At 62.1% G+C, this 25132-nt stretch carries 25 protein-coding genes and 1 tRNA gene; 19 read left to right on the forward strand and 7 right to left on the reverse strand.

Features of this window, described 5'->3' with window-relative positions:
* The first annotated feature begins 65 nt into the window (after nucleotides 1-65).
* The 14 genes from EA462_RS14705 (at nucleotide 66) to EA462_RS14770 (ending at nucleotide 11669) form a co-directional block, all read left to right on the forward strand.
* Nucleotides 66-782 carry a metal-dependent hydrolase gene (locus EA462_RS14705; RefSeq protein WP_124179344.1) on the forward strand — a complete coding sequence of 239 codons (717 nt, stop codon included), beginning with the start codon at nucleotides 66-68 and terminating at the stop codon, nucleotides 780-782.
* Between the two features lie 241 nt (nucleotides 783-1023).
* Nucleotides 1024-1752 (forward strand): helix-turn-helix domain-containing protein, encoded by a 729-nt coding sequence (locus EA462_RS14710; protein WP_124179345.1) that lies wholly within the window; start codon nucleotides 1024-1026, stop codon nucleotides 1750-1752.
* 331 nt (nucleotides 1753-2083) lie between these two features.
* Nucleotides 2084-3580, forward strand: a complete 1497-nt coding sequence (locus tag EA462_RS14715) for an HAL/PAL/TAL family ammonia-lyase (RefSeq protein ID WP_124179346.1) — start codon at nucleotides 2084-2086, stop codon at nucleotides 3578-3580.
* A 172-nt stretch (nucleotides 3581-3752) separates the two neighbouring features.
* Nucleotides 3753-4676, forward strand: coding sequence for an ABC transporter substrate-binding protein (locus tag EA462_RS14720; protein ID WP_124179347.1), 924 nt, complete (start codon nucleotides 3753-3755; stop codon nucleotides 4674-4676).
* Nucleotides 4677-4678: 2 nt separating this feature from the next.
* Complete coding sequence (locus tag EA462_RS14725) at nucleotides 4679-5329, forward strand: ABC transporter permease (protein ID WP_124179348.1); 651 nt, start codon at nucleotides 4679-4681, stop codon at nucleotides 5327-5329.
* The gene (locus EA462_RS14730) at nucleotides 5326-6333 is read left to right on the forward strand and encodes an ABC transporter ATP-binding protein (RefSeq protein ID WP_124179349.1); all 1008 of its coding nucleotides are present in this window, start codon (nucleotides 5326-5328) and stop codon (nucleotides 6331-6333) included. The genes EA462_RS14725 and EA462_RS14730 overlap by 4 nt, the downstream gene beginning before the upstream one ends.
* Nucleotides 6326-7045, forward strand: a complete 720-nt coding sequence (locus tag EA462_RS14735) for an ABC transporter permease (RefSeq protein ID WP_124179350.1) — start codon at nucleotides 6326-6328, stop codon at nucleotides 7043-7045. Before EA462_RS14730 ends, EA462_RS14735 begins: the two co-directional genes overlap by 8 nt.
* Before the next feature lie 135 nt (nucleotides 7046-7180).
* Nucleotides 7181-8560, forward strand: a complete 1380-nt coding sequence (locus tag EA462_RS14740; protein ID WP_124179351.1) for an aromatic ring-hydroxylating oxygenase subunit alpha — start codon at nucleotides 7181-7183, stop codon at nucleotides 8558-8560.
* Nucleotides 8557-9063, forward strand: coding sequence for an aromatic-ring-hydroxylating dioxygenase subunit beta (locus EA462_RS14745; RefSeq protein WP_124179352.1), 507 nt, complete (start codon nucleotides 8557-8559; stop codon nucleotides 9061-9063). The genes EA462_RS14740 and EA462_RS14745 overlap by 4 nt, the downstream gene beginning before the upstream one ends.
* A 2-nt stretch (nucleotides 9064-9065) precedes the next feature.
* Entirely contained in the window at nucleotides 9066-9545 is a 480-nt protein-coding gene (locus EA462_RS14750; RefSeq protein WP_124179353.1) for a hypothetical protein, read from the forward strand.
* 107 nt (nucleotides 9546-9652) lie between these two features.
* Complete coding sequence (locus tag EA462_RS14755) at nucleotides 9653-10048, forward strand: OsmC family protein (protein WP_124179354.1); 396 nt, start codon at nucleotides 9653-9655, stop codon at nucleotides 10046-10048.
* 132 nt (nucleotides 10049-10180) lie between these two features.
* Nucleotides 10181-10681, forward strand: coding sequence for a gamma carbonic anhydrase family protein (locus EA462_RS14760; RefSeq protein WP_124179355.1), 501 nt, complete (start codon nucleotides 10181-10183; stop codon nucleotides 10679-10681).
* A 121-nt stretch (nucleotides 10682-10802) separates the two neighbouring features.
* On the forward strand, nucleotides 10803-11267 hold the full coding sequence (locus EA462_RS14765; protein WP_124179356.1) for a DUF5799 family protein: 465 nt from the start codon (nucleotides 10803-10805) through the stop codon (nucleotides 11265-11267).
* Between the two features lie 111 nt (nucleotides 11268-11378).
* A complete protein-coding gene (locus EA462_RS14770) occupies nucleotides 11379-11669 on the forward strand; it encodes a DUF7545 family protein (protein ID WP_124179357.1) in 291 nt (96 codons plus the stop codon).
* Nucleotides 11670-11791: 122 nt separating this feature from the next.
* Here EA462_RS14770 and EA462_RS14775 read toward each other — a convergent pair whose 3' ends face one another.
* Nucleotides 11792-15508, reverse strand: a complete 3717-nt coding sequence (locus EA462_RS14775; RefSeq protein WP_394341825.1) for a DUF7282 domain-containing protein — start codon at nucleotides 15506-15508, stop codon at nucleotides 11792-11794.
* Nucleotides 15509-16019: 511 nt separating this feature from the next.
* On the opposite strand from EA462_RS14775, the gene EA462_RS14780 reads away from it, so the two are divergent.
* From EA462_RS14780 to EA462_RS14790, 3 genes are read left to right on the forward strand one after another with little or no spacing between them, the layout of a single operon-like run.
* Nucleotides 16020-16607 carry a biotin transporter BioY gene (locus EA462_RS14780; RefSeq protein WP_124179359.1) on the forward strand — a complete coding sequence of 196 codons (588 nt, stop codon included), beginning with the start codon at nucleotides 16020-16022 and terminating at the stop codon, nucleotides 16605-16607.
* 9 nt (nucleotides 16608-16616) lie between these two features.
* On the forward strand, nucleotides 16617-17321 hold the full coding sequence (locus EA462_RS14785) for an energy-coupling factor ABC transporter ATP-binding protein (RefSeq protein ID WP_124179360.1): 705 nt from the start codon (nucleotides 16617-16619) through the stop codon (nucleotides 17319-17321).
* Nucleotides 17315-18019: an energy-coupling factor transporter transmembrane component T family protein gene (locus tag EA462_RS14790; protein ID WP_124179361.1), complete on the forward strand. Its 705-nt coding sequence runs from the start codon at nucleotides 17315-17317 to the stop codon at nucleotides 18017-18019. Before EA462_RS14785 ends, EA462_RS14790 begins: the two co-directional genes overlap by 7 nt.
* Before the next feature lie 340 nt (nucleotides 18020-18359).
* On the opposite strand, the gene EA462_RS14795 is transcribed toward EA462_RS14790, so the two are convergent.
* Together EA462_RS14795 and EA462_RS14800 are read right to left on the reverse strand one after the other, a co-directional pair.
* Nucleotides 18360-18433: transfer RNA gene (locus EA462_RS14795), tRNA-Thr, on the reverse strand.
* 124 nt (nucleotides 18434-18557) lie between these two features.
* Nucleotides 18558-19547 (reverse strand): class I SAM-dependent methyltransferase, encoded by a 990-nt coding sequence (locus EA462_RS14800; RefSeq protein ID WP_124179362.1) that lies wholly within the window; start codon nucleotides 19545-19547, stop codon nucleotides 18558-18560.
* A 124-nt stretch (nucleotides 19548-19671) separates the two neighbouring features.
* Between EA462_RS14800 and EA462_RS14805 the strand changes: the two genes are divergently transcribed.
* The gene (locus EA462_RS14805) at nucleotides 19672-20097 is read left to right on the forward strand and encodes a Rieske (2Fe-2S) protein (protein WP_124179363.1); all 426 of its coding nucleotides are present in this window, start codon (nucleotides 19672-19674) and stop codon (nucleotides 20095-20097) included.
* Between the two features lie 59 nt (nucleotides 20098-20156).
* On the opposite strand, the gene EA462_RS14810 is transcribed toward EA462_RS14805, so the two are convergent.
* The 3 genes from EA462_RS14810 to EA462_RS14820 are packed head-to-tail and all read right to left on the reverse strand — an operon-like array spanning nucleotide 20157 to nucleotide 22920.
* Entirely contained in the window at nucleotides 20157-21122 is a 966-nt protein-coding gene (locus EA462_RS14810; RefSeq protein ID WP_124179364.1) for a metal ABC transporter permease, read from the reverse strand.
* Between the two features lies 1 nt (nucleotide 21123).
* Complete coding sequence (locus EA462_RS14815) at nucleotides 21124-21876, reverse strand: metal ABC transporter ATP-binding protein (protein ID WP_124179365.1); 753 nt, start codon at nucleotides 21874-21876, stop codon at nucleotides 21124-21126.
* A 45-nt stretch (nucleotides 21877-21921) separates the two neighbouring features.
* The gene (locus tag EA462_RS14820) at nucleotides 21922-22920 is read right to left on the reverse strand and encodes a metal ABC transporter substrate-binding protein (RefSeq protein WP_394341826.1); all 999 of its coding nucleotides are present in this window, start codon (nucleotides 22918-22920) and stop codon (nucleotides 21922-21924) included.
* Nucleotides 22921-23098: 178 nt separating this feature from the next.
* Here EA462_RS14820 and dph5 point away from each other — a divergent pair, with 178 nt between their 5' ends.
* Nucleotides 23099-23872 (forward strand): diphthine synthase, encoded by a 774-nt coding sequence (dph5, locus tag EA462_RS14825; RefSeq protein ID WP_124179367.1) that lies wholly within the window; start codon nucleotides 23099-23101, stop codon nucleotides 23870-23872.
* A 234-nt stretch (nucleotides 23873-24106) separates the two neighbouring features.
* On the opposite strand, the gene leuB is transcribed toward dph5, so the two are convergent.
* The gene (gene leuB, locus EA462_RS14830; RefSeq protein ID WP_124179368.1) at nucleotides 24107-25087 is read right to left on the reverse strand and encodes a 3-isopropylmalate dehydrogenase; all 981 of its coding nucleotides are present in this window, start codon (nucleotides 25085-25087) and stop codon (nucleotides 24107-24109) included.
* Nucleotides 25088-25132 lie beyond the last annotated feature (45 nt).

A 25132-nucleotide genomic window follows, 5' to 3' on the forward strand; every position in this document is an offset into this window, starting at 1 on the left:
AACCCGGAACGTCTCTTCGCTCTCACCCAGTTTTAAGTTCCGTTCACGGTAACTGTTCGGGTGCTATGGAGCTCACCTGGCACGGCCACTCGACGTGGTACGTTACCGTTGGCGAAACGAACCTGTTGATCGATCCGTTCTTCGATAACCCACAGACGGACCTCGAGCCGTCGGACGTCGGCGAGCCCGACTACGTGCTGTTGACACACGGCCACGCCGATCACATCGCTCACGCAGGCGCGTTCTCGGATGCGACGCTCGTGGCAACGCCCGAAATCGTCTCTTACTGCCAGGAGGAGTTCGGCTTCGAGGACGCCGTCGGCGGAATGGGGATGAATCTCGGCGGCACCGTCGAATGTGGCGACGCCTTCGTCACCATGACCCGCGCTGACCACACGAACGGAATCATGACCGAAAACGACACTAGCGGCGGTATGCCCGCCGGCTTCGTCATCTCCGATACCCATCCGACGGCCGACGACGATGGAACGACGGTCTATAATGCGGGCGACACCTCGCTGATGAGCGAGATGCGCGACGTCGTCGGCCAGTACCTAGAGCCCGATGCGGCGATCGTTCCGATCGGTGACCACTTCACCATGGGACCTCAGCAGGCCGCGATCGCCGTCGACTGGCTCGAGGTCGACCACGCGTTCGCCCAGCACTACGACACCTTTCCACCGATCGAGCAGGATCCGGAGGACTTCGTGAGCGAAGTGGGGGCGACCGGAAGCGACGCCGAGGTACACGTTCTCGAGGCCGACGAACCGTTCGACCTCTAGGTAATTCTCTGCGGACTTTCGGTCTGTGTCACGGTTCCGTCTGCGGACGTCTCGATTGCCCACCTTGCCCGCGTGAACGCGAGGGAACTACCACACACAGTAGCGGTTACACTTCCGTTGACTGTCACGTATTGCGATTACGTTCGCCTCCTGATCAGGAACGGTCGATCACAGCGCGCGTCGAAATCGACGCTCCGATCGGGGAAATACCTATTACGCTAAAGAGGAACCGTGCTGGATAATGGATTCGAGCGAGTTAAACGAGGACCGGATTGCATCTGTTCGGTTGCGAATTCGGATGACCGACGACTGGACGGAACGAATCGGCCAGTACGACATCCAGGGTGATATTTTCACAGCCAGTTTGCTCGACACTCACTACAAGGCACTGGTTCGCCTTTACGGCGAGGACGTTTCCAGGGGTATCGAGATTATCGAGAAAGCGCCCTACCACACGAGAGTCGACGTTATCGAGCAGTCACTGGACACGACACACGAATACGCAGTCTTGTTCGTCACCGCCGTGTTCGATCGGATGACCCCTTTTCGCATTCTCACCGAAAACGAATATCTCCTTTTCGAGCCGTCGTTCTTTCGAAACGGGTGGTTCTACATCGATACGCTCATCTGGAATCGGGACCAGCTTTCCTTTCTCATCGACCGGTTAGACGAAATCTGTACGGTCTCCATCGAACAACTCATCTCCGGGGCCGAGTTTTCGACGCTTCCGAACCCATTGACGTGGTCGACACTGCTTTCGGAACTCACCGACCGCCAGATGGAAGTGCTGTCGTTGGCACTGGAGCGGGGGTACTATGACCAGCCAAGTCGGGTTTCACTCGAGGAACTCGGTACCGAGTTGGATCTGCACAAATCGACCGTCGGAGAACACCTCAATCGAGCCACGCAGACGCTGGCGACGTTCATTACCGAGAACTATTATCCAGCGACCTACGGAAAGGCGGATTAAGACCCCTATATATCGGGCAGAATCTTTACTCGATCAGCGCGGACTCGTACTCACGAATGGTGTCGTACGCCGATCACACACTGCGAGTTGTTGGCACTCGCGGCGCAACCGTCGATGACTGAGTTGCCAGCCCCCGTCTACGATGTCTTCGAGACGTGATGTGCTCCACTCCGAAACGCAGATCACGGCGGTCGATCGAGGGGTGTCCGAACGACGAACGGACCTGTCGCCCACGAGTTGCGACTGCCGCCGCCGGCGCGACCGAATGTACCTCGCCAGCCGGTAACTCTCGAGTCGACTCGAGCAGACCGATCCCGACCCCGTTCAACCCATGATCGAACTAACTGGTACGCTTTCGACGCAGGATATCGTCGCTATCGCTCGCGGGAACGCCGCCGTTTCACTCCCGACCGAAGCGGTCGAGCGAATGGAACGGACGCGAGCGATCGTCGATGACGTCGTTCGACGGGACGACTATCACGTCTACGGCGTCAATGCGGGCGTTGGCGATCTCCACGAGAAATCCATCTCACGAGATCGGATTCTCGAGATGCAAGAGAACATAATCGAGAGTTCGATTACCGGCGTCGAACCTCTCGCGTCGACGGAGATCACTCGTGCCGCGATGGCGACGAAAGCGAATACGTTCGCAACGGGACGATCGGGGGCGAGACCCGAACTCGTCCAGAAGCTCTGTGCGATGTTGAACGAGGGCGTCCATCCTCGTCTCTATCTCGGCGGTTCGACCGACGATCTCACGGCGATCGCACACGTCGGATTGGTCCTCCTCGGGAAGGGAACAGCCGAACTCGACGGAGAGGTAGTTTCGGGAGGTGAAGCGCTCGAGCGAGCGGATATCGATCCCGTACAGCTAGCGCCCAAAGAAGCGATGTCGATAGTCAGTGGCACGTCCGTCATGACGGGGATGCTTTCGCTTTGCGTTCGCGATGTCGATCGGCTCGTTCGAACTGCTGACATCGTCAGTGCGCTCACATTCGAACTCATCGGTGACGCACCGGAGACGTTCGCCAGCCGGGTTAGCGACGTCCGTCCACACGACGGTCACGCCACGACCGCGACCAACGTCCGGACGCTTCTGGACGGGAACGTCGACGGCTCGTCGCCGAAGATGGTCCAGGACCCGCTCTCGCTGCGGGTCATCCCACAGGTTCACGGGACGGTCCGCTCGCACCTCTCGTTCGCTCGAGAGACCGTCGACACCGAACTTCGGAGCGCTTCGGACAACCCGCTCGTCTTCCCGGACGGCAAGCTCTACTCCTGTGGTACGTTCAACGGACAGCCGATCTCGAGTGCGGCCGATTCGCTCCGGTCGGTCGTTATTAAACTCGGCTCGATCAGCGAGAGTCGGAACGAACGACTCCTGCAGAACAGACAGACGGATTATCCGTTCCTCGCCGCCGATCCCGGCGTCGAGTCTGGACTGATGATGACCCAGTACACTTCGAGCGGATTACTGGCGGAAACACTCGCAACGGACGGTGTAAGTACCTCTTCTGTTACCGTTTCCGGCGGGCAGGAAGACATCCATTCGATGGGGACGATCAGCGTTCGAGCGCTGGCCGACACCGTCGAGACGGTGGGTCGAATCCTGGCAATCGAATTGCTGTGTGCGAATCGATATCACAATCTCGTGGGAGATATTTCGACGACTACCGCGCTCGAGGAACTACTCGAGTACGTGAACGCGATCGTCCAGGACCCGATCGAGGACGAACCCGCTTTCGATCACATCGCTTCACTGACGGAGGCGGTGCTCTCGGGTACGATCGTCGACGTGGTCGAATCGACCGGAGTCGACATCGACTGATATCCTCGACATCCGGCGACCAAACGTACATATTTACGTCTAATATCTTTTCGTACACTGTCTAATTCCCCGTTTCTATGGCTGTGATTGCTTCCGGAACACTCCCCATCACTTTAACTGCCCTCCATGTAGGGGACAACGGTTACTGTGGACAACTGGCATGAGATAGCATATGCGAGATAGTATCACGCGGAGGGGAGTACTCGCGGGAGCTGGTGCCGGTGCGATCGGGACGAGCCTTTCAGGGTGTCTCGGGATGCTCGACGACGATTCGATCGGCGTCTCCTCGAAGGAGTTTTCCGAACAGTTCATCCTGGCGAACATCAGTCAGGAGCTTCTCGAGGCGGACGGCCACGAGACCGAAGACAGCACCGGACTCGGTGGGACGATGGCGAACTTCGAGGCTCTGCGAAACGAGGAGGTCGGCCTGTACTGGGAGTATACGGGGACGGCCTGGCTGAACATCCTCGAACACGAGGAACCGATCGACGACTCCGAGGAGCTCTACCAGCAGGTCGCAGCGGAGTACGAGGACGATTTCGGAATCGAGTGGCTCGAGCCGGCGCCGTTCAACAATACGTACGTCATCGTTTCGAACGACGACTGGGTCGATGAGACGGGCGTCTCCGATCTAGAGGAGCTTTCGGAGCACGCTCAGGCGGGCAATACGGACTTTAGCGTCGGAATGAACCCGGAGATCGAGGATCGCGAGGACGGCTGGGCTGGTCTTCCCGACACCTACGAGTTCGAAGAGAGTGCGGACGACATCGAGACGGTCAACATGGATCTCGGTCTCGCGGTACAGGCAGTCGACGAAGGAGAGGTCGACGTCGCGTTCGCATTCGAAACCGACGCCGAGATCGAGCGCTACGATCTCGAGGTGATCGACGATACGCGAAACCACTTCGTCATCTACAATCCCGCACCGAACGTTCGTCAGGACGTCCTCACCGAAGACATCAGGGAGTCGTTCAACTCGGTCACACCCGAACTCGACGCGGAAACGATTCGAGAGCTCAACGGTCGCGTTTCGATCGACGGAGATGACCCAGGGAACGTTGCTCACGATTTCCTCGAGACGAACGGTCACATCTGACGATGGTTACTCTCGTCGAAACGATCGACTGGATGAGCTCCAACAGCGACGTTCTGATTCGTCAATCGATCGAGCATCTGTCGATCGCGCTGACTGCGCTCGTTATCGGGATCGTCCTGTGGGTGCCGATCGGAATCCTCATCCGAAACAACGAGCGCGTTTCGCAGGTGCTCCTCGGCGCATCGGGCATCGTTCTGACGATCCCGAGCCTCGCGCTGTTACCGCTTCTTATTCCGTTCTTCGGGATCGGCGAGGCGCCGGCGATCGTCGCGCTGGTGTTGTACTCTGCGCTGCCGATCATGCGAAACACCGTCGTCGGAATCGCGGGAATCGACGACGCCATCCGCGAGGCTGGCCGCGGGCTCGGGCTAACCGATCGCCAACTGCTCGTTCGGGTACAGCTGCCGATGGCGTACCCAGTCATTATGGCCGGTATCCGACAGGCAACCGTTCTGTTGATCGCCATTACGACGGTGGCCGCCTACTTCGGCGCTGGCGGCCTTGGCCGCTCTATCTTTGCGGGCATCAGGCTTGCCAATGCCGATCAGATCATCGGTGCGACGATCGTCCTCTCCGCGCTAGCGATCGTTCTCGACTACGGTCTTGCGGCCACGGTCAAGCTCCTTCCCAATAGCGAGGTTATCGACACATGAGCCACGACACACCGAACCCGACCACGTCCAACTCGATTACCTTCGACGGCGTAACGAAAATATACAACGACGGAACGGAGGCGGTATCCGACGTCTCGTTTTCCGTCCCGAACGGGGAGACCGCCACGCTCGTCGGTCCATCCGGCTGTGGAAAAACGACCACGATGAAGATGGTCAACGCGCTCGTCGAGCCGACGTCGGGGGAGGTCTCCGTCGCCGGGACGTCACTTACCGAGTACGATCCGATCGAGCTCCGTCGGAAAGTCGGCTACGTCATCCAGGATATCGGACTGTTCAAACACATGACGATCGAGGAGAACGTCGGTATCGTCCCCGACATCATCGGCTGGGACGACGACCGCATCGAAACCCGCGTCACCGAGTTGCTCGAGCTCGTGCGCCTGGGGGACGAGGTTCGGACGAAATACCCACCGGAACTGTCGGGCGGCCAGCAACAGCGAGTTGGCGTCGCGCGGGCACTGGCCGCGGAACCCGACGTGATGCTGATGGACGAACCGTTCGGTGCGTTGGATCCGATCACGCGCGAACAGCTCCAGGACGAGTTCCGTCGCATTCAGGAGGGACTCGACGTGACCATCGTCTTCGTCACTCACGATATCGATGAGGCACTGAAGATGGGCGATAGGGTCGCTGTGATGCGAGACGGCGAACTGATCCAGTACGATCCACCTGCGGAACTGCTCCGGAACCCGAACGACGCCTTCGTCGAGTCGTTCCTCGGAGAAGACAGACAGTTGGCACAGCTACAGACCGTCTTCGTCCGGGACGTCATGGGTCCTGCAGACGAGGCACCGACCGCCGATCACGTCCCGACGCTCTCGCCGGACGATACGCTCCGACTGGCGGTTCAGGCGTGGCTTCGTAGCGACACCGACGCGGTTCCGGTCGTCGAATCGGATGCCGTCGTCGGATCGATCACCGAAACGCACCTCCGACACGTCTTCGAGGAGTCTTCACGCCCCATCGAGGAAAACCATGTCTGAGACGGCCGTAAGCGCGTTGTTGCAGGCGCTGTCGATTCCGCTGGTACTGACCGGTTGGATCGAATACATCCTCGAGAATCCGGGCTCGTTCGCGACGATGCTCCGCGAGCACCTGCAGATGGTCGTCATCGGCGTCACGGCCGCGATTGCCGTTGCGGTGCCGGCCGGGATCGCAGCCACGCGCCATCAGGCCGTCGGGACGGCGGTGATGAACATGGGTGCGATCGCACAGACCGTTCCTCCGCTGGGCGTTATCGCGCTCACCTTCGCGTTTCTCGGCGTCGGACCGCGGCCGGCCATACTCGCCCTGTTTCTGTACGGGCTGTTACCGATCTTGAAAAACACGACTGCGGGGATACGAAACGTGGAGGCCGCACAGGTTGAGGCCGGTCGAGGAATGGGAATGACGCGCCTCCAACGTCTGTGGCGGATCGAACTGCCGCTTGCGCTTCCGGTCATCATCGCCGGCATTCGCACCACTATCGTCCTGAGCGTCGGTATCGCCTATCTCGGCGCGTTCATCGGGGCGGGTGGGCTCGGCCAGTGGATCATCCTCGGCCAGCAGCGCTACGCGAACGAAATCCTGTTGGCCGGTGCCATTCCCGGCGCCGTCCTCGTGATCGTCCTCGATCAGACGTTCGGCTGGCTCGGCGCGCGAATCAGTCCGGTAGAGTCCTCGACGGACGACCACACTCAGTCGACCGTCGCGTAAGGCCTTCGATCGAACCGTTCGGTTTTCGAGCGTTTCAGTGTCCGGACCCGGTCTCGTCCGATCACGATGGTTTGTACACCCCTACACGTAGGGGGCAATCCTTACTCGAAATCGACGGCAACCATCGAACAAATTATGGCTGAGAGTACCACGCAATCATCTATACCTCGAGACGTCCGCGACGTCGTCGAGGACGTCGGCAGGGTAACGGAAACCGGTGAGATCCCGTCTCGAATACACAACGACCGGGACATTCACGAAGCGGAACTCGAGAGAGTGATCGGTGAAACGTGGGTGTTCGTCGGTCACGTTTCCGAGATCCCGGAACCGGGCGACTACGCGAAGCGATACATCGGTGACAGCCCCTTCATCTTCGTCCGCGACGAGACCGGTGAGATTCGGGTTCTCTTCGATTCGTGTCAACACCGTGGAACGACCGTCGTCCGGGCCGAACAGGGCAACACCAGTCACTTCCGTTGTCCCTACCACAACTGGACGTACAAGAACACCGGCGAGCTGGTCGGCGTTCCGTACAAAGACCAGTGTTACCAGGAACTCGACATGTGCGAACACGCCCTCGAGTCCGCACCGCAAGTCGACAGCTACCGCGGGCTCGTCTTCGCGACCATCTCGGCGGACGCCCCGCCGCTTTCGGAGTACCTCGGAGATTTCACCTGGTATCTGGATCTCAACCTCGGATTCCTCGAGGAGGGTTTCGAGGTCGTCGGTGAGCCGATCAGGTGGGAGATCGACACGAACTGGAAGATCGGTGCCGACAACTTCACCGGCGATTCCTACCACACGCTCGCCACCCACAAGTCGGCGATGGATCTCGACATCTTTCCGCCGGAACTGTCCGCCACCGGATCCGACCGCGCACCGGCGGACGTGACGAACTGTAGCGGCCACTCGTGTATGCTCGCGTACCTGGAAGACGGCACGCTCACCGGCGGATATCCGTCGGAGGTCTTTTCGGTCGACGGGCTGTCGTCCGATCAGTTCGAGATCGCCAGAGGACTCGTCTCGAGCGTCGGAACGGTCTTTCCGAACCTCTCGTTCCTGCAAATGAATCTGAACGCCGATCCGGACGACCGAGAGGTGACCGCCTTTCTCAACCTCCGGAAGTGGCAACCGATCGGACCGAAAACGACCCAGCTGTGGAACTGGATACTGGTTCCGAAAACCGCCTCCGAGGAGTTCAAACAGCGAGCCTACGATACCGGGATTGCAACGTTCAGCGTCTCCGGAAGCTTCGAGGTGGACGATTTCGCGGTGTGGGACGGCATCGCCGAAGCGGCCGGAAGCACGTACGTCACGAAGCACCGCTCGACGTCGAACTTCCAGATGGGAATCGAGGGGATGGGCGAAGCGACGAACATCTCGGAGGAGTGGCCCGGCCCTGGCGAAGTGTACGATACGAACCTCGAGGACGGGACGATGCGGACGTTTTACCGGAGCTGGTACCGGGCGATGACCGGATCACGAATCGACCCCGACCGGGAGGACGATCGATGAACGACGACCTCGTTCTCACGCTGGAGTGTCGGCAGTTCCTGGTGAACGAGGCCGAACTCCTGGACGATCAGCGTCTCCACGAGTGGCTCGACCTCCTGACGGACGATGTCGAGTACCGCGTCCCCCGTCGAGTGATGAGAGAACGTGGCGCGGAGGCCGCGGAGTTCAGCGACGAAGGATTCCTCTTTCGCGACGATAAGGGGACGTTACGGACCAGAGTGGAACGGTACGACAAGGAGTACGCCTGGGCGGAAAATCCACCGTCACGAACGCGGCGAATCGTCGGCAACGTGCGGGTGGTCGAGCAAACGGCCGACGACGTGACCGTCAAGAGCAATAGTATCGTCTATCGGAGCCAGGGCGACGAAAGCGATCACGATCTCATCGCCGGCGAGCGAGTGGACGTTCTCCGTCGGGCCGACGAGGGGTTTCGATTGGCACGCCGAACCGTTCACCTGGATCAGACGGTACTCGCGACCAGAAACCTCTCTATCTTTTTGTAACCATGACTACTCACTCGACACACGGTTCCGTAACCGCGGAGCCACTCGTGCGGCTAACTGAACGCGGTATCAGTATCTCCGTTCGTCGAATCGAGACGCCCAGAGGGGAACGCCTCGAGTTCGACGTGGAGGACACCGATACGGCGATCCGGTTGGATGCGATCGCACTCGAGTGTCTCACGTGGCAATCCGAGGATTCGTTTCTCGAGTCCGTTCCCGTGGAAGCCCGAACGGCTCCGTCCGACGACTGCGTCGTCGAACGCGGCCAGCCAGCGGGTTCGCGAACCGAGCTTACCCGAATTACGAACGAATTCTGCCAGATACGCGTCAGTCGCCTCGTCACCGACGAACGCGAGTGGCTCGAGATCGAGGCCCCAAAACTCGGAGCCGCGATCGCGCTGAACGCCGGTGCGGTTCGTTCTGTGACCCACCTCGACCAGCGGGCGTTTACGGCGCTTCTGTCCGATCGTCTCAATCGGTGAGTCGACTTCGATGTGGTAGCGTTGTGGAACGTCCTGTTCTGATTTGCTCCCGAGACGACTCACCGAGAACAACGTTTACGGCGTCAGCTACCGATAGCACGATTGCAATGTCGAAACAGTCCACCACCGTCTCCGAGGAGGGGTTCAGTGCGACGAACGAGGTTCGGGACTTCGAGACGCTCATCGATGCGACCGGCGAGGACGCACCCGACACGCTCGAGATGCTTCTTTCGACCTACGCGACCTGTTACGTACCCGCCCTGCGGGTCGGCGGACAACAGCGTGGCGTCGACGAACTCGGTCGAGTCGAAATCGAGTCCTCGGGCGAACTCAACGACGACGACAAACTCGAGTCCGTCTCGTTCGATATCAGTTTCGAGGCCGACGTCGACGACGAGACGGCCGAGAAAATCGTCGAGCGGGCGAACGAACTCTGCAAGGTTCACGACGCGCTCAAAACGCAGCTCCACGCGGAGACGAGCGTCGAAACCGGCGCGTTCTGACGGCGAAGCCGGCGCGTTCCGGACCGTTATTCTGTGCCTCGTCGATTTCTCGATCTGATTCTTCGAGTCTCACTCGAGCGATTCGGTTGGATAATAGGCAGCTTCAAGGCCCTCCTCGGGTCACGGAGTGACATGCTTCGTTCGTTCGAGGGGACCGAACCGCAGGTTGCTGAGGCTGCGTACGTCGACGAGGCGGCGGTCGTGATCGGTGACGTCGTCGTCGAACCCGATGCGAGTATCTGGCCGAACGCCACGATCCGCGGCGATCACGGAACGATCGTCATCGGAGAAGCGGCGAACGTTCAGGACAACGCCGTTCTCCACGAGGACGCCGAACTCGGTTCGCGATCGACGGTCGGCCACAGCGCAATCGTTCACGGCGCGACCGTTGCCGAGGGAGCGTTGGTCGGCATGAACGCGGTCGTCCTCGACGGCAGTCACGTCGGTGAGGGTGCCATCGTCGCGGCAGGAAGCGTCGTCACGGAGGGGACCGAGATTCCGCCGTCGACGCTCGTCGCCGGAACGCCCGCGGAGCCGAAAGGCGAGATCGACGATCCGCGTCTCGAGGCGACGGCCGACCGCTACGCATCGCTCGCGACGCGGTACGCCGAATCCTCGGAGCGAGTGGATTGATTCCGTCGGACTGATTCCGTCGTGTTGATCGCGTCTCTCGCCACCGTTGGGTCCGTCCGGGGCCGAAACGCAGCGAGCGTCGAGGGAAACGCTGATACGATCACCAGACCAACCGTCCCGTATGAGCGAACCATCGTGGACCGACCAGATCGTCGGTGAGCGAATGACGGTCGACCAGGAGTTTTCAACGCACATTCAGGACTCGCAGTTTTCGAACCAGGAGTGGAGTTTGATCATGACGGCGACGACGTTCGAGATCGAACAGCCCGACGATCCCGAGCAGGCGCGAATGGTCGCCAACACGGATCAGGTCGACCAGGTCATCCCCGAACTCGAGAACATCCAGTCGAGTATGGGTGCGATGGGTGCCGAAGGCGGATCGCAGCCGAGTTCGTCCGGCGGTGGGATCGTCGACTCGATCAAGGGGGCACTCGGATTCAGCGGCACAACCGATAGCGGTAGCGACGAGGCGAAACTCGAGGCTGCAGAGGATCTCACCCAGAAGTACGCCGCTGAACTCCAGAGTCATCTCGAGTCGAACGGGCGCTGGGAGTCGGTCCGGGAAGCCGCTTCACCCGAAGAGTAACGGTCCTCGAAGCGACTCCCGCCGGTCGGCTTCGTCTCGAGCGGTTCGAACTGTCTCGACTCGCCGGTGCAAGCCACAGCATCTTTACGGGCGCTTCCCGACCGTAGCAGTATGTCCGATGACGTAGACACGATTACGTTCTCGATCGAATCCGAAGACGACGTTGCCGACGAGGTGACGGTTCCGGCCGGTCTCGTCGATCTCCTGGCCGAAGGCGATCAAAACGAGGCCGAGACGGTCGCTGATATCGTTCTCCTCTCGTTCGCCAGCCGAGCACACCACCTCGTCCACCACGACCAGGGTGAAGGCGAAGACCTCGAGGCACAGGAAGAACGCGTGATGGATCTCTTCGAGGAGCGGTTCGGTGTCACCTTTGGAGAAGCGACCGGTCACCAGCACTGATACGGACCGTTGTAAGTCGTTACCGGCGCAGCCACGGCCGTCCTTACGGGTTGCACCGGTAAAAAGTCACAGCAAACCGTATGAGACGTTCCGCTCGTTTCACCGACTCGAGCGCTGTTCGTTCAAGTGTTCTCGCTAGCGACGCCCTCGGACTCTCCGAACGAGTCCTCGTTTTGATCGTCTCCATCGAACGGGTCATCTCCGTTGAACGGACTCTCTCCGGTTGGGGGATCGTCCGGCGTCTCGGGCTCAGTCGGCTCCCCCTCCTCGCTGAACGACGGATCGATTTCGCCGGCGGTCGCGGTCGATGCGACCGGCCACTCCTCGGCGTCGTAATCGTAGTTGCTCATATCGATCTCCCAGACGAGCTGTTCGTCCCCGTCCACCGGCGTCCACTCGACGGTGAACTCGCCGTCACCGGCCGATAGGTCGTCGACTGGCTCGTCGGCCGTCGTTCCCTCGACGAACTCGCTGGTGACGGCCAGTGAGCCGTCGTTGGGATTCTCGTAGCCGAACGTCACGTCGATTCCCTCTCCGGTCGGTGTAGCGTCCACGACGTCGATTACGGGGAGCTCGGGCCGGACGTCTTCCAGACACGCCGCGCCGTCGGGGTTCGGATAGTCTATCGATCCGGGAACCGCCTCCGGCGAGCTAACTCCCGTTATAGCCGTTCCGAACTCACTAATGGGAATTTCGACGAGCGCGCCCTCTTCCGTTTCGGTGATCGTATACTCGTCGCCCACCTCGAAAGCGACGGTTCCCTCGAGCGGCGCGTCCACGTCGTCACCGACGGCGATCGCGTACTCACCCATCGTGTTCCCCAGACCGCCGGACTCGTAGAACGCCGTGGTCGCGATGATCGTCTCGCCCTCTTCGAACGACCCCATCACCTCGGCGCGCGAGCAATCGACGAACTCGACGTCCAGTTCGATCGGATCCTCGTACTCGTCCGCCGGCTCCGTCTCCGCCCGAACCGATTCGTCGTAGCCGAAGCTCTCCATGGGAATCTCCCATATCAATCGCTCGGCGTCGTCTTCGGGCGCCCACTCGACGGTGAACTCGCCGTCACCGACCGATAGCTCATCGACCGGTTCGTCGGCCGTCGTTCCCTCGACGAACCCGCCTCCGGTGAGTGCCGCGTCGTTCGGGTTCTCGTAGCCGAACGTCACGTCGAAGCTTCCCGAACCGGTGCTCTCGACGTCCTCGACGGTGATCGTCGGCTCGTCGGGCTGGATCTCCCCACCGCACTCGAGGTCCTCGGGTGGCGACGCGAGCTGTTCTTCCGCGCTGTCGGCGGGGTCGAACCACGGGACGACGAACGAACCGAACGAGCCCTCGTCGGGAACCTCGAGGACGACGGTCTCCGAATCGAGCTGATCGATCTCGTACTCCTCACCGACGGTCATCACGACGGTTCCGGTGAACGGCGCGTCGATCTCGTCGCCGGCCGTGACGCCGGGGAAGACGGTGCCGCCCGGACCGATCGAGTCGTACCAGAGCGTCCGCGGAACGAGCGAGTCTCCTTCCTCGAGTGTCCCCGTCACCTCGAGTTCCGTACAGTCGACGTACTCGACCGAGAGCTCCTCGACGGGCTCCCCGAGCGTGTACTCGATGGTCTCGGTCGCGAGCGTCTCGCCGTCGGCCATCGAGACCACCGCGACGTCGAGGACGGTTTCGGCCTCGAGAGGCGGCTCGAGATCGACGCTCCCGTTTTCGACCGGCTCGTTCGCATCGATCGGATCGGTCTCGCCGCGTTCGTCGCCGTTCTCGTCGGTGACCGCGAGCGCGTACTCGACCGACGCGTTCGCCTCCTCGACCGTTAGCGTCTCACCGTCGCCGGTCTGGTCGCTCACCGCGAGCGTCGCCTCGGGTTCGTCTTCGATCGGTTCGTCGGGTTCGCCCTCGAGCGTCACGAACGCCCCGTCGGTGATCGGACTACCGCCGTCGGTGACGTACGGTTCGTCTTCGATCCCGTCGGTGTTCGCGTACTGGAACGTCTCGTCATCCGTCGTGTCGTGGTGGGCGACCGCGACGAGCGATCCGCTCTCCGCGAGCGGTTCGTCGAGGTCGATTTCGACGCCTTCGTGCTCACCGGGCTCTATGTGCTCGGAGACGCCGCGAACGTCGCCGGAGTCGACACCGAAGTCGCTACCGTCGTATACCGCCACGAAGCCGTCCTCCGAGAGGGCCACCGAATCGATTGTAACGCTGTCGCCGGTGGACTCCTGATCGCTGAACGCGACCGTCGCCGTTCCCTCGAGTTCGTCGACCTCCTCGAGTTTCTGGGCGACTTCGACTTCGACGAACTGACCGAGTTGATCCTCGTCGTCGGTTTCTTCGGCAATCGCGTAGGCCGAGACCTCGGACGCGGTCTCCTGGGTCACGACCTGGATCTGTGTGATGCTGATCCGCTGGTACTGGATCGCTCGTGCCGTCTCCTGGCCAGCGCTTCGAGCCGCGATCTGGAGCTGCGTGATCGTCGCCTCCTGGTGCTGGACGAGGACGCCGCTCGAGGCTCCGCGGGCGAGCTGTTGGACCTGGGTGATATCGACGATCTGCGTCTGTAACACCGCTCCTTCGCCCGCACCGCGTGCGGCGGCCTGAATCCGTTCGATTTCGACGATCTGATACTGCAGTGCCGACTCGATCGCACCGCTTGCGGAGCCGGCGGCTGCGTACTGGATCTGCGTGATCGACACGGTCTGGTGTTGGACGAGCGTCCCCTGGGCGGCCCCGTCGGCCGCGGCCTGAATCTGCTCGACGGTCGCCTCCTGACTCTGCTGGATCGACCCTTTGGCCGCGCCGAAGGATGCCTGCTGGATCGCCGTAATCGAGATCCGCTGGATCTGTTCGACGCGGACGGACTGGACCTGAATCAACGATCCCTTACCCGCCCCGCGAGCCGCGGCCTGCGTCTGTTCGATCGTCACCTCCTGTCGCTGGACGAGCGCACCCTTTGCGGCACCCGTCGCGGCCTTCTGGACCTGCTTGACGTCGACTCGCTGGTACTGTTCGACCTCGAGCAACTGGCGCTGTTCGAGGGCGATCTCCGTACTCCCCTCGAGCGCGCCCGCCGAGGCACCCGCCGTCGCGTGCTGGACGTGCTCGAGCGTGATCTGCTGGCGTTGCTCGACGGTTATCTTCTGGTACTGTGCCAGCCCACCGTAGGCCGCTCCCTGTGCGGCTTCCTGGATCGTCGGTTTCCGATCGATGCCCTTCTGGCCGGCCTCGTTCGCGGCACCCGCCGCTGCGCCGTAGGTCGCGACCTGTACCGCGTCGACGGTCACGCGCTGGTGGTGTGCCTGTGCGAGTGCACCGTGGGTTGCACCCCAGGTTGCACTCCGCATCTGGCTCGCGTTGACCGTCTGTGACTGGGAAAGCGCACCGCCGGTCGCCCCGCCGACGGCGTACTGGATCTGCTCTGCGTCGACCCGTTGGGCCTGCATCACCGAGCCGTGAACCGCACCTTTGGTCGCCTCCTGGACCTGCTCGACGCTCGCCTCTTGATGCTGACCGACGGAGTCGCGCGCGCCGTCGACCGCGGCGGCCCGCTGTTCTTGCGTCACGTCGATCCCCTGTGACTGAGCGAGTTCGATCCCGTCCTCGACGCCGTCCACGAGTGCGTCCTCGTGGTCCTGTGAGATCTCCTGGGGCTGTGACGGCGTCGCCGGGTCCGCTCCAGCCGACCCCATCGAGAGCGCCTCGGCCGTCAGCCCCGAATCCGATCCCGCCTCGAGCCCGCCGAACTCCGCGTTCGAGTCGGGTACCGCATCTTCGGTGCCCGTCACTCCGGTCAGCCCTCCCCCGAGCAACGGCAACGCAACGACGCTCGTCACCATCGTGATGGCGATGAGCCCGACGAGCACGCGCGTCTCAGCCACGGCGTTCTCCTCCGTCGATACCGTCCCGTTCGAATGCCGACGTTCCAGATCCCATCCGTTTCACGTCACCGGACCGAATCGCTGCATAAACACCCCGGTCGTTCCGGTCGTCGGCTGGGAACAATCGCTTATTACTCGTCGGGAGCCGAATCACGGATGGAGGCGCCGCTCGCTACGCCGTTCGTGCGGCCAGTTCTCACCGCGACTGGTGTCGGCCCGACTATCACGATCGTCGACAGGAACCTCGTATTTCGATCGATACAACTGTGGAACTTCCCCGGCACGAACACGCGAGATTCCCTCGAAGCAACAGGTCGATGCGTTCTCTGGACGAGGATACGACACTGCCTTTTGCCGGTTGGAAACCGCGTGGCATCGATTCATCACGTCCTTCGGGGTCACCGAACCCGATCGCTGATCCGCTCTCGGAAACCGAAGTATTGAACTTGGTTTACGAGGGAGGGGCGGTATGGCAACTCAACGCAACTCCGTCGACCTCGTTCCCGACGACGTCGTCCGATCGTTTGCTCGAGCGGCCCTGCTCGCCGCGCTGTTGGGTGCGGCCGCACCCGTGACGATACCGATCCCGCTGTCGCCGGCACCGATCACGCTGCAGATACTGTTCGTTTTCCTTGCGGGTCTCATCCTCGGTCCGCTGTGGGGTACCGTTTCGATCCTGCTCTATCTCGCAGCCGGTGCGATCGGACTCCCGATCTTTGCGGGTATGGCCGGCGGCCCCGGCGTTCTGGTCGGCCAGACGGCGGGCTATCTCTGGGCGTATCCGGTCGCTGCCGCGCTGATCGGCCTCCTCGTTCACCGCGGAACGTCGCTTCGCGACCCCGCCGACGAATCGGTAGTGGTCCTCGTCGGCGCGCTCGTCGCGGCGACGATCCTCGTCTACGGGATGGGAACGGCCTACATGGCCTGGCTTCTCGACCTCGAGGCGTGGGAGGCCATCACTCTCGGCGCGCTCCCGTTCGTTCCCGGCGAACTCCTCAAGATGGCCGCCGCCATCGCGATCGTCAAAAGCGGTCGGATCGAGCCGATCCGATCGTAACCACCGGCGATGATCGAATTCGACTCGGTTTCCTACGCCTTCGAGGACGTTCCCGTCATCGACGAACTTTCGCTCTCGATCGACGACGGTGAGTTTGTCGCACTCGCCGGAGCGAACGGCAGCGGAAAGACGACCCTGTTGCGACACTGTAACGGCTTGCTCTCGCCCGACGAAGGGGCGGTCCTCGTCGACGGACGTCCGGTCGAGGACGACCTGATCGCCGCCCGCTCGAGCATCGGCATGGTTTTTCAGCACCCTCGCGATCAGTTCGTCGCGGCGACGATCGGCGCGGACGTCGCGTTCGGGCCGGAAAACCTCGGTCTCGAGCGATCGGAGATCGATCGTCGAGTCGAGGCGTCTCTCGAGGCCGTGAACATGGCCGGCCGCGAAACCGAGCGAATCGACGCACTTTCGGGCGGCGAACAGGCTCGCGTCGCCATCGCCGGCGCGCTCGCGATGGAGCCCTCGCATCTGATTCTCGACGAACCTTTCACCGGGCTGGACGATCCCGCTCGTCGATCGGTACTCTCGCGACTCGAGTCACTCGCGGAGAACGATACCGGCGTCGTGCTCGCGACCCACGATCTCCGTGACGTCATCGACCTCGCGGATCGCGTCGTCGCCATGCGGAACGGCCGGGTCATCGTCGACGACCGACCGGATCGTGCGCTTGCCGGACTGGACGGCGCGGAGGTTCGCGTTCCTCGATGCTGACGTACAAACCGGACCAGACGATCGCCCATCGACTCGATCCCCGCTCGAAGCTCGCCGTCCAGCTCGGCTTCGCAGCCACCGCACTCGCACACACCAGCCACCGAGCACTGCTCGCGCTCTCGCTCGTCTGTGCGTTCGTGCTGTTCGTCGCCCGGGTGCCGCTTTTCGAGACGCTCTATGCCTACCGATTCGCGCTGGTCGTTCTCGCGACCGCACCGCTGATTGCCGCGGTGACGCTCGGGCCGCCCTGGTTCGACGCCTCCGATGGCCTCGCGTCCGCGCGAGCGAGCTACCGCGTTCTCCTCATCTTGCTCGTCAGCACGGCCTACGTTCGGTCGACCCCGGTCCGTCACTCTCGCGCCGCGATCCAGCGGACCGTTCCCGGCAAGCCCGGCCAGGTTCTCGGAATCGGTGTCGCGCTCGTCTTTCGATTCCTCCCGGTGCTTCAGGGCGACCTTCGTACGATCCGCGACGCCATGGCCGCCCGTCTGGGAACCGAACGGAACGCGCTCGAGCGCCTCACGACGATCGGATTGCTGGGTCTCACGCGGATGTTCGAGCGGGCCGATCGACTCTCGCTCGCGTTACGGGCTCGCTGTTTCGCGTGGAACCCGACGCTTCCCATGCTGTCGTTTTCACGGCTCGACGTTCCGGTGGTGATCGGAGCCGTTGCACTCGCACTGACGGCGTTCCTCTGAACAGGACTGGACTCGAGAAACCGATCGAGGCGAGGAAGGGGAACGAAAAAACCCTCGCCGATCGATATCCCAGCCGCGTGCGATTCGTCGGGGGTGGGGGGGATGGAATGGCAAGCGGATGGGACGATGCCTCCAGACGAGAGCGCCTGGATGGGCAACTGATTGTTATTAGTGATTACTATTAACTCTTTTGTATGGTACCCCGACCGTATTTCCACTGGCCGTGGTCCAGTAGTGACCCGAACGTAGCGTCCACTTCGCTCGCTGCGCTCACTCGTGGTCTAATTCAAATCCCCCACAGCTTGCTTCGCTCCTCGCGTGACGTTCGTCGCAGAAAGCAAGCCGGTGGAGGGATTTGAACCCTCGACCTAATCCTTACGAAGGATTCGCTCTGCCAGTCTGAGCTACACCGGCACGCGTCCCGTTCGTTCCGGATGTCGGGACGGGTACACTCATTCGTAGGTTCGATACCAGCCATAAGGATTGCGAATCGTTTCGGGCGCGAAACGCCGAGACGTGGCTCCGGTTCTCGAGGCGCTTACTCACCGACTCGCTCGAGTCGAACGTCCAGACAGACGTTGAGTTCGTGGGGTGCGTACGACCGGACCGTTCGCCTGTTCTCGACGCGAACGTCGTAGGTGGGTTCGGCTGCCGCTCGGATGGCTCGCTCGCCCGGACCGAACGGATCGTCCTCGTGTTGGATGTCGTAGTAGTGGATCACGCAGTCGTCGCCGGCGATCGTCACGGCAGCGTCGAGGAACTCGTCGGCGCTGTGGGGGAGGTTCATCACGATGCGGTCGGCCCATCCGTCGTACTCGGCTGCGACCTGACGAACGTCGTCACAGACGGCCGTGACGCGATCGTCGACGTCGTTTCGTCTGGCGTTGTCGCGCAGGTACTCGATCGCGTCGGCGTTGACGTCGACGCCGACGCACTCCGCACCGCGTCCGGCGACGGGAATCACGAACGGCCCGACCCCGGCGAACATGTCGAACGCCCGCTCGTCGGCCTCGACTTGCTCGGTGACCCGGTGGCGTTCCGTCGCGAGTCGCGGCGAGAAGTACACCGTCGCGAGATCGAGTGCGAACTCCCGACCGTACTCCCGGTGGACGACCTCGGTATCATCGCCTGCGAGCACGTCCCAGTCCCGGATTCGCGTCTCGCCTTTCACTTTGGACGCCTTGTTCACGATCGTATCGACCGGGAGGTCCGACTCGAGGACGGCGTCCGCGATCGTCCGCGCTCTCTCCTTGTCGTCCTCGTCGAGAAGGACGGCCCGTCCGAGCCGCTCGTAGGACGGGTCGAATCCGAGCAGATCGGCGGGCGTCGTCTGCGTGTCGCGTTCGTTTCCAGCCCGGAACACGACCTCGAGGTCGTCGCCAACCGCGTCGGGATCGACGACTGGAACGTAGAGGCGTTCGTCCTCGACGTCGATCTCGTAGTCGTCGTCGATCAGGTCGGCGTCCGCGAGTTCACGACGCGCACGCTCCCCACACTCGCGGGCCACACGCACGAACGGCACGTCCATACGGTTACTCACCGACCGGCTGCCCTAACGCTGACGTTTCCGATCTCCGATGGACGTGCAGTCGACGGATCGTGTCGACCCAGACGATGAAAGAGCTTTCAGTGGCTCGGCCACAGCGATCGGTATGGGCGTTCGGATGCGATTGACGACCGTCGAGACGATCCACGAGGAGGGCTCGTGGTTGTGTACAGTCCGCGACCAGCACGGCACGGACGAAGAGGTACTTCTGGTTCCGTGTGGAGACGGGGTCGAAGCGTGGATCAACCGCTGTACGCACGAGTCACAGCGCCTCGATACGGGAACGGGTGCGGCGATGCGCGATGGTCAGATCATCTGCCCGAAACACGGTTCGATGTTCGACTCGTGTACCGGCTACTGCGACAACGGCGAAGCGGCCGAGACGACGCTGCCGTCGATCGACGTGATCGTCGAGGACGGCACCGTTTATCTGACCGACGACGACGTCACCTACCTTCGCGACGGGGGGATCGAAGGCGGGGACGCGGATGGTGATGACGACCCGTCTTCGACGTCGCACCTCTCTTTGTGATCGGGCTCACGCGCCGCCGATCGGCCGAGGTGTAGACCGTCGAACCGTCTCGAGGAAGCTCACGAGAGCATTCTCGCGAGCAGGCTCGCGAAATAGAGGGCGATCGCGACGAGGATAATCATCGCACCGGTCGCGATGTTCCACCACGCAGAAAGGAGGATGCCGACGAAAACGGCGATCTGGCCGAACGCCACCGACAGAATCAGGCCGCGGTTGAAACTGTCCGTTATCTGCATCGCGGCCGCGACGGGAATCACGAGCATCCCCGCCACGAGGATCGCACCGAGAATCTGCATCGCTGCGACGACGACGAGCGCGGTCAGAACGATCAACAGCGTATCGTAAAAGCGCACGTCGATTCGAGCTAGACGCGCAGCCTCACGGTCGAAAGTGATGAACAGCAGCTGTTTGTGCGTCAGCGTGATCGTCCCGATCACCACGAGCGTGAGTCCGACCATCAGCTGGACGTTTTCGAACGGAACGAACAGAATGTCTCCGAAGAGATAGCTCTCGACGGTCGAATGGAAGGTGACGCCGTAGGAGATCACGGCGATTCCGAGGGCGAACCCCCCGGTAAGCATGATCGCGATGGGGATATCCGCGTAGCCGTCGGTTTTGATGGCGATGTACTGCATACAGAGTGCAGCGATCGTCGCGGCGACCAGCGCGAACAGAAGCGGGTAATCGGCGCTCGGGACCGCCGCACCGACGAACAGACCGATCGCAACGCCACCGAAGGCCATGTGTGCAAGCGCTTCACCGATCAGCGCCATCTGACGGTTCACCAGATACGCACCGACGACCGGGGCGGTGACGCCGATGAGCACACCTGCAGTGAATCCGTGCTGGACGAAGCTACTGCAGACGAGCCACGTATCTACCGTCCCACAGGTTGCACCCCAGAACCGCTCGAACAGCGGCGGGAACAGCACGTACATAATGACGTACAGCGCGGCTATCGCGACCGGTATCGTCGCGATCAGCCCGGCGGTACGGGGTATCCGGCTGTGCTGTTCGGTCGCCATCTCAGTCACCCGCGGAAACGTTCGCAGCGCTTGCGACGCGCGCCGAACTGTAGGCCCGCTCGAGCGCGTCGCTCTCGAGGAACTGTTCCGTCTCGGAGTGTTCGTAGAGCTCACAGTCGAGGCAGGCCATCGTGTCCGCGTGGTCGGTAACGATTCCGATATCGTGTTCGATGAGGACGATGGTGATACCACTCGCGTTGAGTTCCTCGAGAAGCTCGTAGAACGTCTCGACCGACTCGGCATCGACGCCGACGGTCGGTTCGTCCAGTGCGAGTAGATCGGCCTCCGAGGCGAGCGCGCGAGCGATGTACGCGCGCTGTTTCTGTCCTCCGGAGAGTTTGCTAATGCGCCTGTTCGCGAGATCCGTCAGGTCGACCTGCTCGAGTGCGTCGCCGATGATGGCGTCGTCGTCGTCGCTCAGTCGCCCCAGCCCGGCGTGTGGATAGCGCCCCATCTCGACGACTTCGCGGACGGTGACCGGCATCATCGAGTCGGCTTCCGAAGACTGCTGTGAGACGTACCCGAGGCGAGTTCCTTCGGTGAACGTCGAGGCGGGAGTCCCGAAGAGTTCGACCGTTCCGGTGTCGGGCGTTTGTAACCCGAGCATGATCTTCACCAGCGTCGTTTTCCCCGACCCGTTCGGTCCGATCAGTCCCAGGAACTCACCCGTTTCGACGGAGAGGGAGACGTCTTTCAGGACCGGTCGATCGCCGTAGGAGAAACTGACGTTTTCGACGGTGATTGCGTGATTCATAATCGATTGGCTGTGTTCTGGTGTAATCTGGTTTCGTTGCCGTACTCACTCCTGGTCTGTGACATTGAGGGCCCGCTCGAGCGTCGGGAAGTTGATCTCCCGATAGTGCTCGAGATACCCCCAGTCCTGCTCGTCGTACTCCGGGAGCTGCGTTTCGACGGGTGAGATCGGCAACACGTCGGCATCGGTTTCGGCCGCGATCGATTCCGCCAGATCGTCGGGTTCGCCCACGTCGTAGAGGACGTACTCGAGGTCGTGCTCCTCCATTGTGCGCTCGATTTCTTCGACGTCCCTGGGGGTGGCCTCGTTGTCGGGCGAGGTCCCGATCGGTGAGTAGATATCGAGCCCGTAGCGATCGTGCCACCACTGGAACGAATCGTGCGTCCCGACGACGAGTTGAGTCTTTTGTGCGCGATCGACGATGTCGACGAACTCTTCGTGAAGCTCCTCGAGTTCCTCGTTGAACGACGCCGCGTTGGCCTCGTACTCGGCGGCGTTGTCGGGGTCGATCTCCCCGAGCGCGTTCGCGATGGTGTCGACCGCTTCCTGACACGTCACGGGATCCATCCAGAAGTGTTCGTCGTCGTCTTCGGCCGGGCTATCGAAGAACTCGATACCGTCCGAGGCCTCGACGACGTGGACGCCGTCCGTCCCCTCGAGTTCCGCCGCCGTGCTGTCCTGCCAGCTCGCGAACTCCCGGAGATAGATGAACACGTCGGCGTCCTCGATATCCGACACCACGCTCGGACCAGGATCGAAATCGTGACCGTGTTCACCGATCGGAACCAGATCGACGACGGTCATCCGATCTCCAACGACCTGTCGGGTGAGATCCCACACCGCGAGGAATCCCGTCGCAACGGTGAACTCGGACTCATCGATGTCGCCTTCCGAATCCGTCTCGTCGTCGGTTCCCGCTGTCGTGTCGTCTTCGTCCGGGTCAGCGCCGAGACAGCCCGCCAATCCGATAGCGAGGCTACTCGCACCGACGAGGGCGTTTCGACGCGTGATTTCAATTCGACTCGATCCTACGTTTCTATTCATCATTACACACCATTCAACTGGCCAAAGCAATATAGCTTACGAACCAAGAAAAAAGATTAGACTAGTCTAAAGAACTGGCCGAAATCGGAGTGATCCGAGCACCGAATCCCGCTCGTACCCGTCGTCGACCCGTCCGACGACTCGTAAGCTTATAGCGGCGCTATCCACTACGACCGCTATGCTCACCTTCATCGGGCTCGGCCTCTACGACGAGCGGTCGATCACCATCGAGGGACGCGACGCCCTCCGGAACGCCGACCGCGTTTACGCCGAGTTCTACACCAGCGAGTTGATCGGGACCACCGTCGCGGAGCTCGAGTCCTACCACGGCGTCGAGATCACCGTGCGCGACCGCGCCGGCGTCGAACAACGTCCCGACGACATCCTTCGGGCCGCGGGTTCCGAGAACGTCGTCTTCCTGACTGCCGGCGATACGATGATCTCGACGACCCACGTCGACCTCCGCCTCCGTGCGCACGACCGCGGGATCGAAACTCGAATCATCCACGGCATCACGGCACAGACCGCGACCAGCGCGCTCACCGGTCTGCAGAACTACCGCTTCGGGAAAGCCACGACGCTCCCGTTCCCCTACGCTCACGGAGCGGACGGGCTCCCGGCGAGCGTGACTGAAACGATCGAGGACAACCGTCGCGACGGCCTGCACACCGTCGTCTACCTCGACATCAAAGTCGAACGCGAGGAATATATGACCGCTGACGTCGGTGCCGACCTCCTCGCGGAGGCGTATCCCGACCTCGTCGGCGTCGTCGTCGCCCGCGCGGGGAGTCCCGATCCGCTCGTCGACGGCGGGAGGATGTCCGATCTTGCAACCCGTGAGTTCGGAGACCCGCTCCACCTGCTCGTCGTCCCGGGCGAGTGTCACCTCCTCGAGGCCGACGCTCTGGTCGAACTCGGCGGCGTCGACCGTGAGCACCTCGACGTCGTCTAACGTTCCGTTTTTACAGGTTTCCGAGGGAGTTGACACAGCGACGCTCGCCAGGAGTAAAACCCGTGGTGTGTCCGCCCGATGTGGAGTCCGGTTTCTCGTCGTACCCGGTCGACCGTCTCTCGGCGGCGGAAAGAATGGATCGGCACCGGGGACCGACGAGCGATCCGCCGCTCGCAACCGTGATCGAAACGGGTCGCTCGTCGGAGTGCCTTCGGCCGATCCGCGTTCGATACGCTACAGCCGGTCGATGACCGCGTCCGTTACGTCGTCGGTCGACGCGTCGCCGCCCAGGTCGGGCGTTCGCGGGCCGTCCTCGAGGACGCCCTCGACGGCGCTCCGGACCGCCTGTCCGTCGTCGTCGTGTCCGAGGTACTCGAGCAACATCGCGGCGGAGATAATCGTCGCAGCCGGGTTCGCGATGCCCTCGCCGGCGATATCGGGAGCTGAACCGTGGACCGGCTCGAACAGCCCGCGCTCGGGACCGATGTTCGCACTCGGAAGCATTCCGAGACCGCCGACGAGTCCGGCCGCGAGGTCCGAGAGGACGTCTCCCGCCAGGTTCGGACAGACGACGACGTCGAACTGCGTCGGATCGAGACAGACGTGGGTCGCGAACGCGTCCATCAGTACCTCTTCGGTCTCGACGCCACGTTCTTCTGCGACCGCGAGGACGGAATCGCGAAACCGGCCGTCGGTCTCGCGCATGACGTTCGCCTTGTGGGCGACGTGGAAGCCGTCGTAGCCGCCGTCGGCTACGAACTCGCAGGCGAACTCCGCGAGCTGTTCGGACGCGGACGACGTGACGACGCGCGTCAGCGTCGAGAGATCGTCGCTCAGCCGGTTTTCGTGGCCGGAATACACACCTTCCGTGTTCTCGCGCAGGAAGACGAGATCGGTGTCGGGACGCAGCGCGTCGACGCCCGGGTACGCCTTCGCGGGACGGACGTTGACGAACGAGCCGACCGCTTCCCGGAGGGGCAAGATGACGTCCGCTGCCGTCTCTCCCGCCGCGCCGAACAGCGTCGCGTCCGTCGAGGCCGCCAGATCGTAGGTCTCCGCGGGCAGGGCCTCGCCCGTCTCTTCTTTGACGTGGTCGCCAGCATCCGCCTCGTGGAACGCGAACTCGATCTCGAGGGACTCGAGGACGTCCACTGCGGCTGGCGTTACTTCCTGGCCGATGCCGTCGCCGGGGATGACGGTAATCTCGTCAGTCATGTCCCACTCTCGTCCGCACGCCGAAAAGAGGGTATCGATGTCTCG

The sequence above is a fragment of the Natrarchaeobius halalkaliphilus genome, assembly GCF_003841485.1.
Lineage (GTDB): Archaea > Halobacteriota > Halobacteria > Halobacteriales > Natrialbaceae > Natrarchaeobius > Natrarchaeobius halalkaliphilus.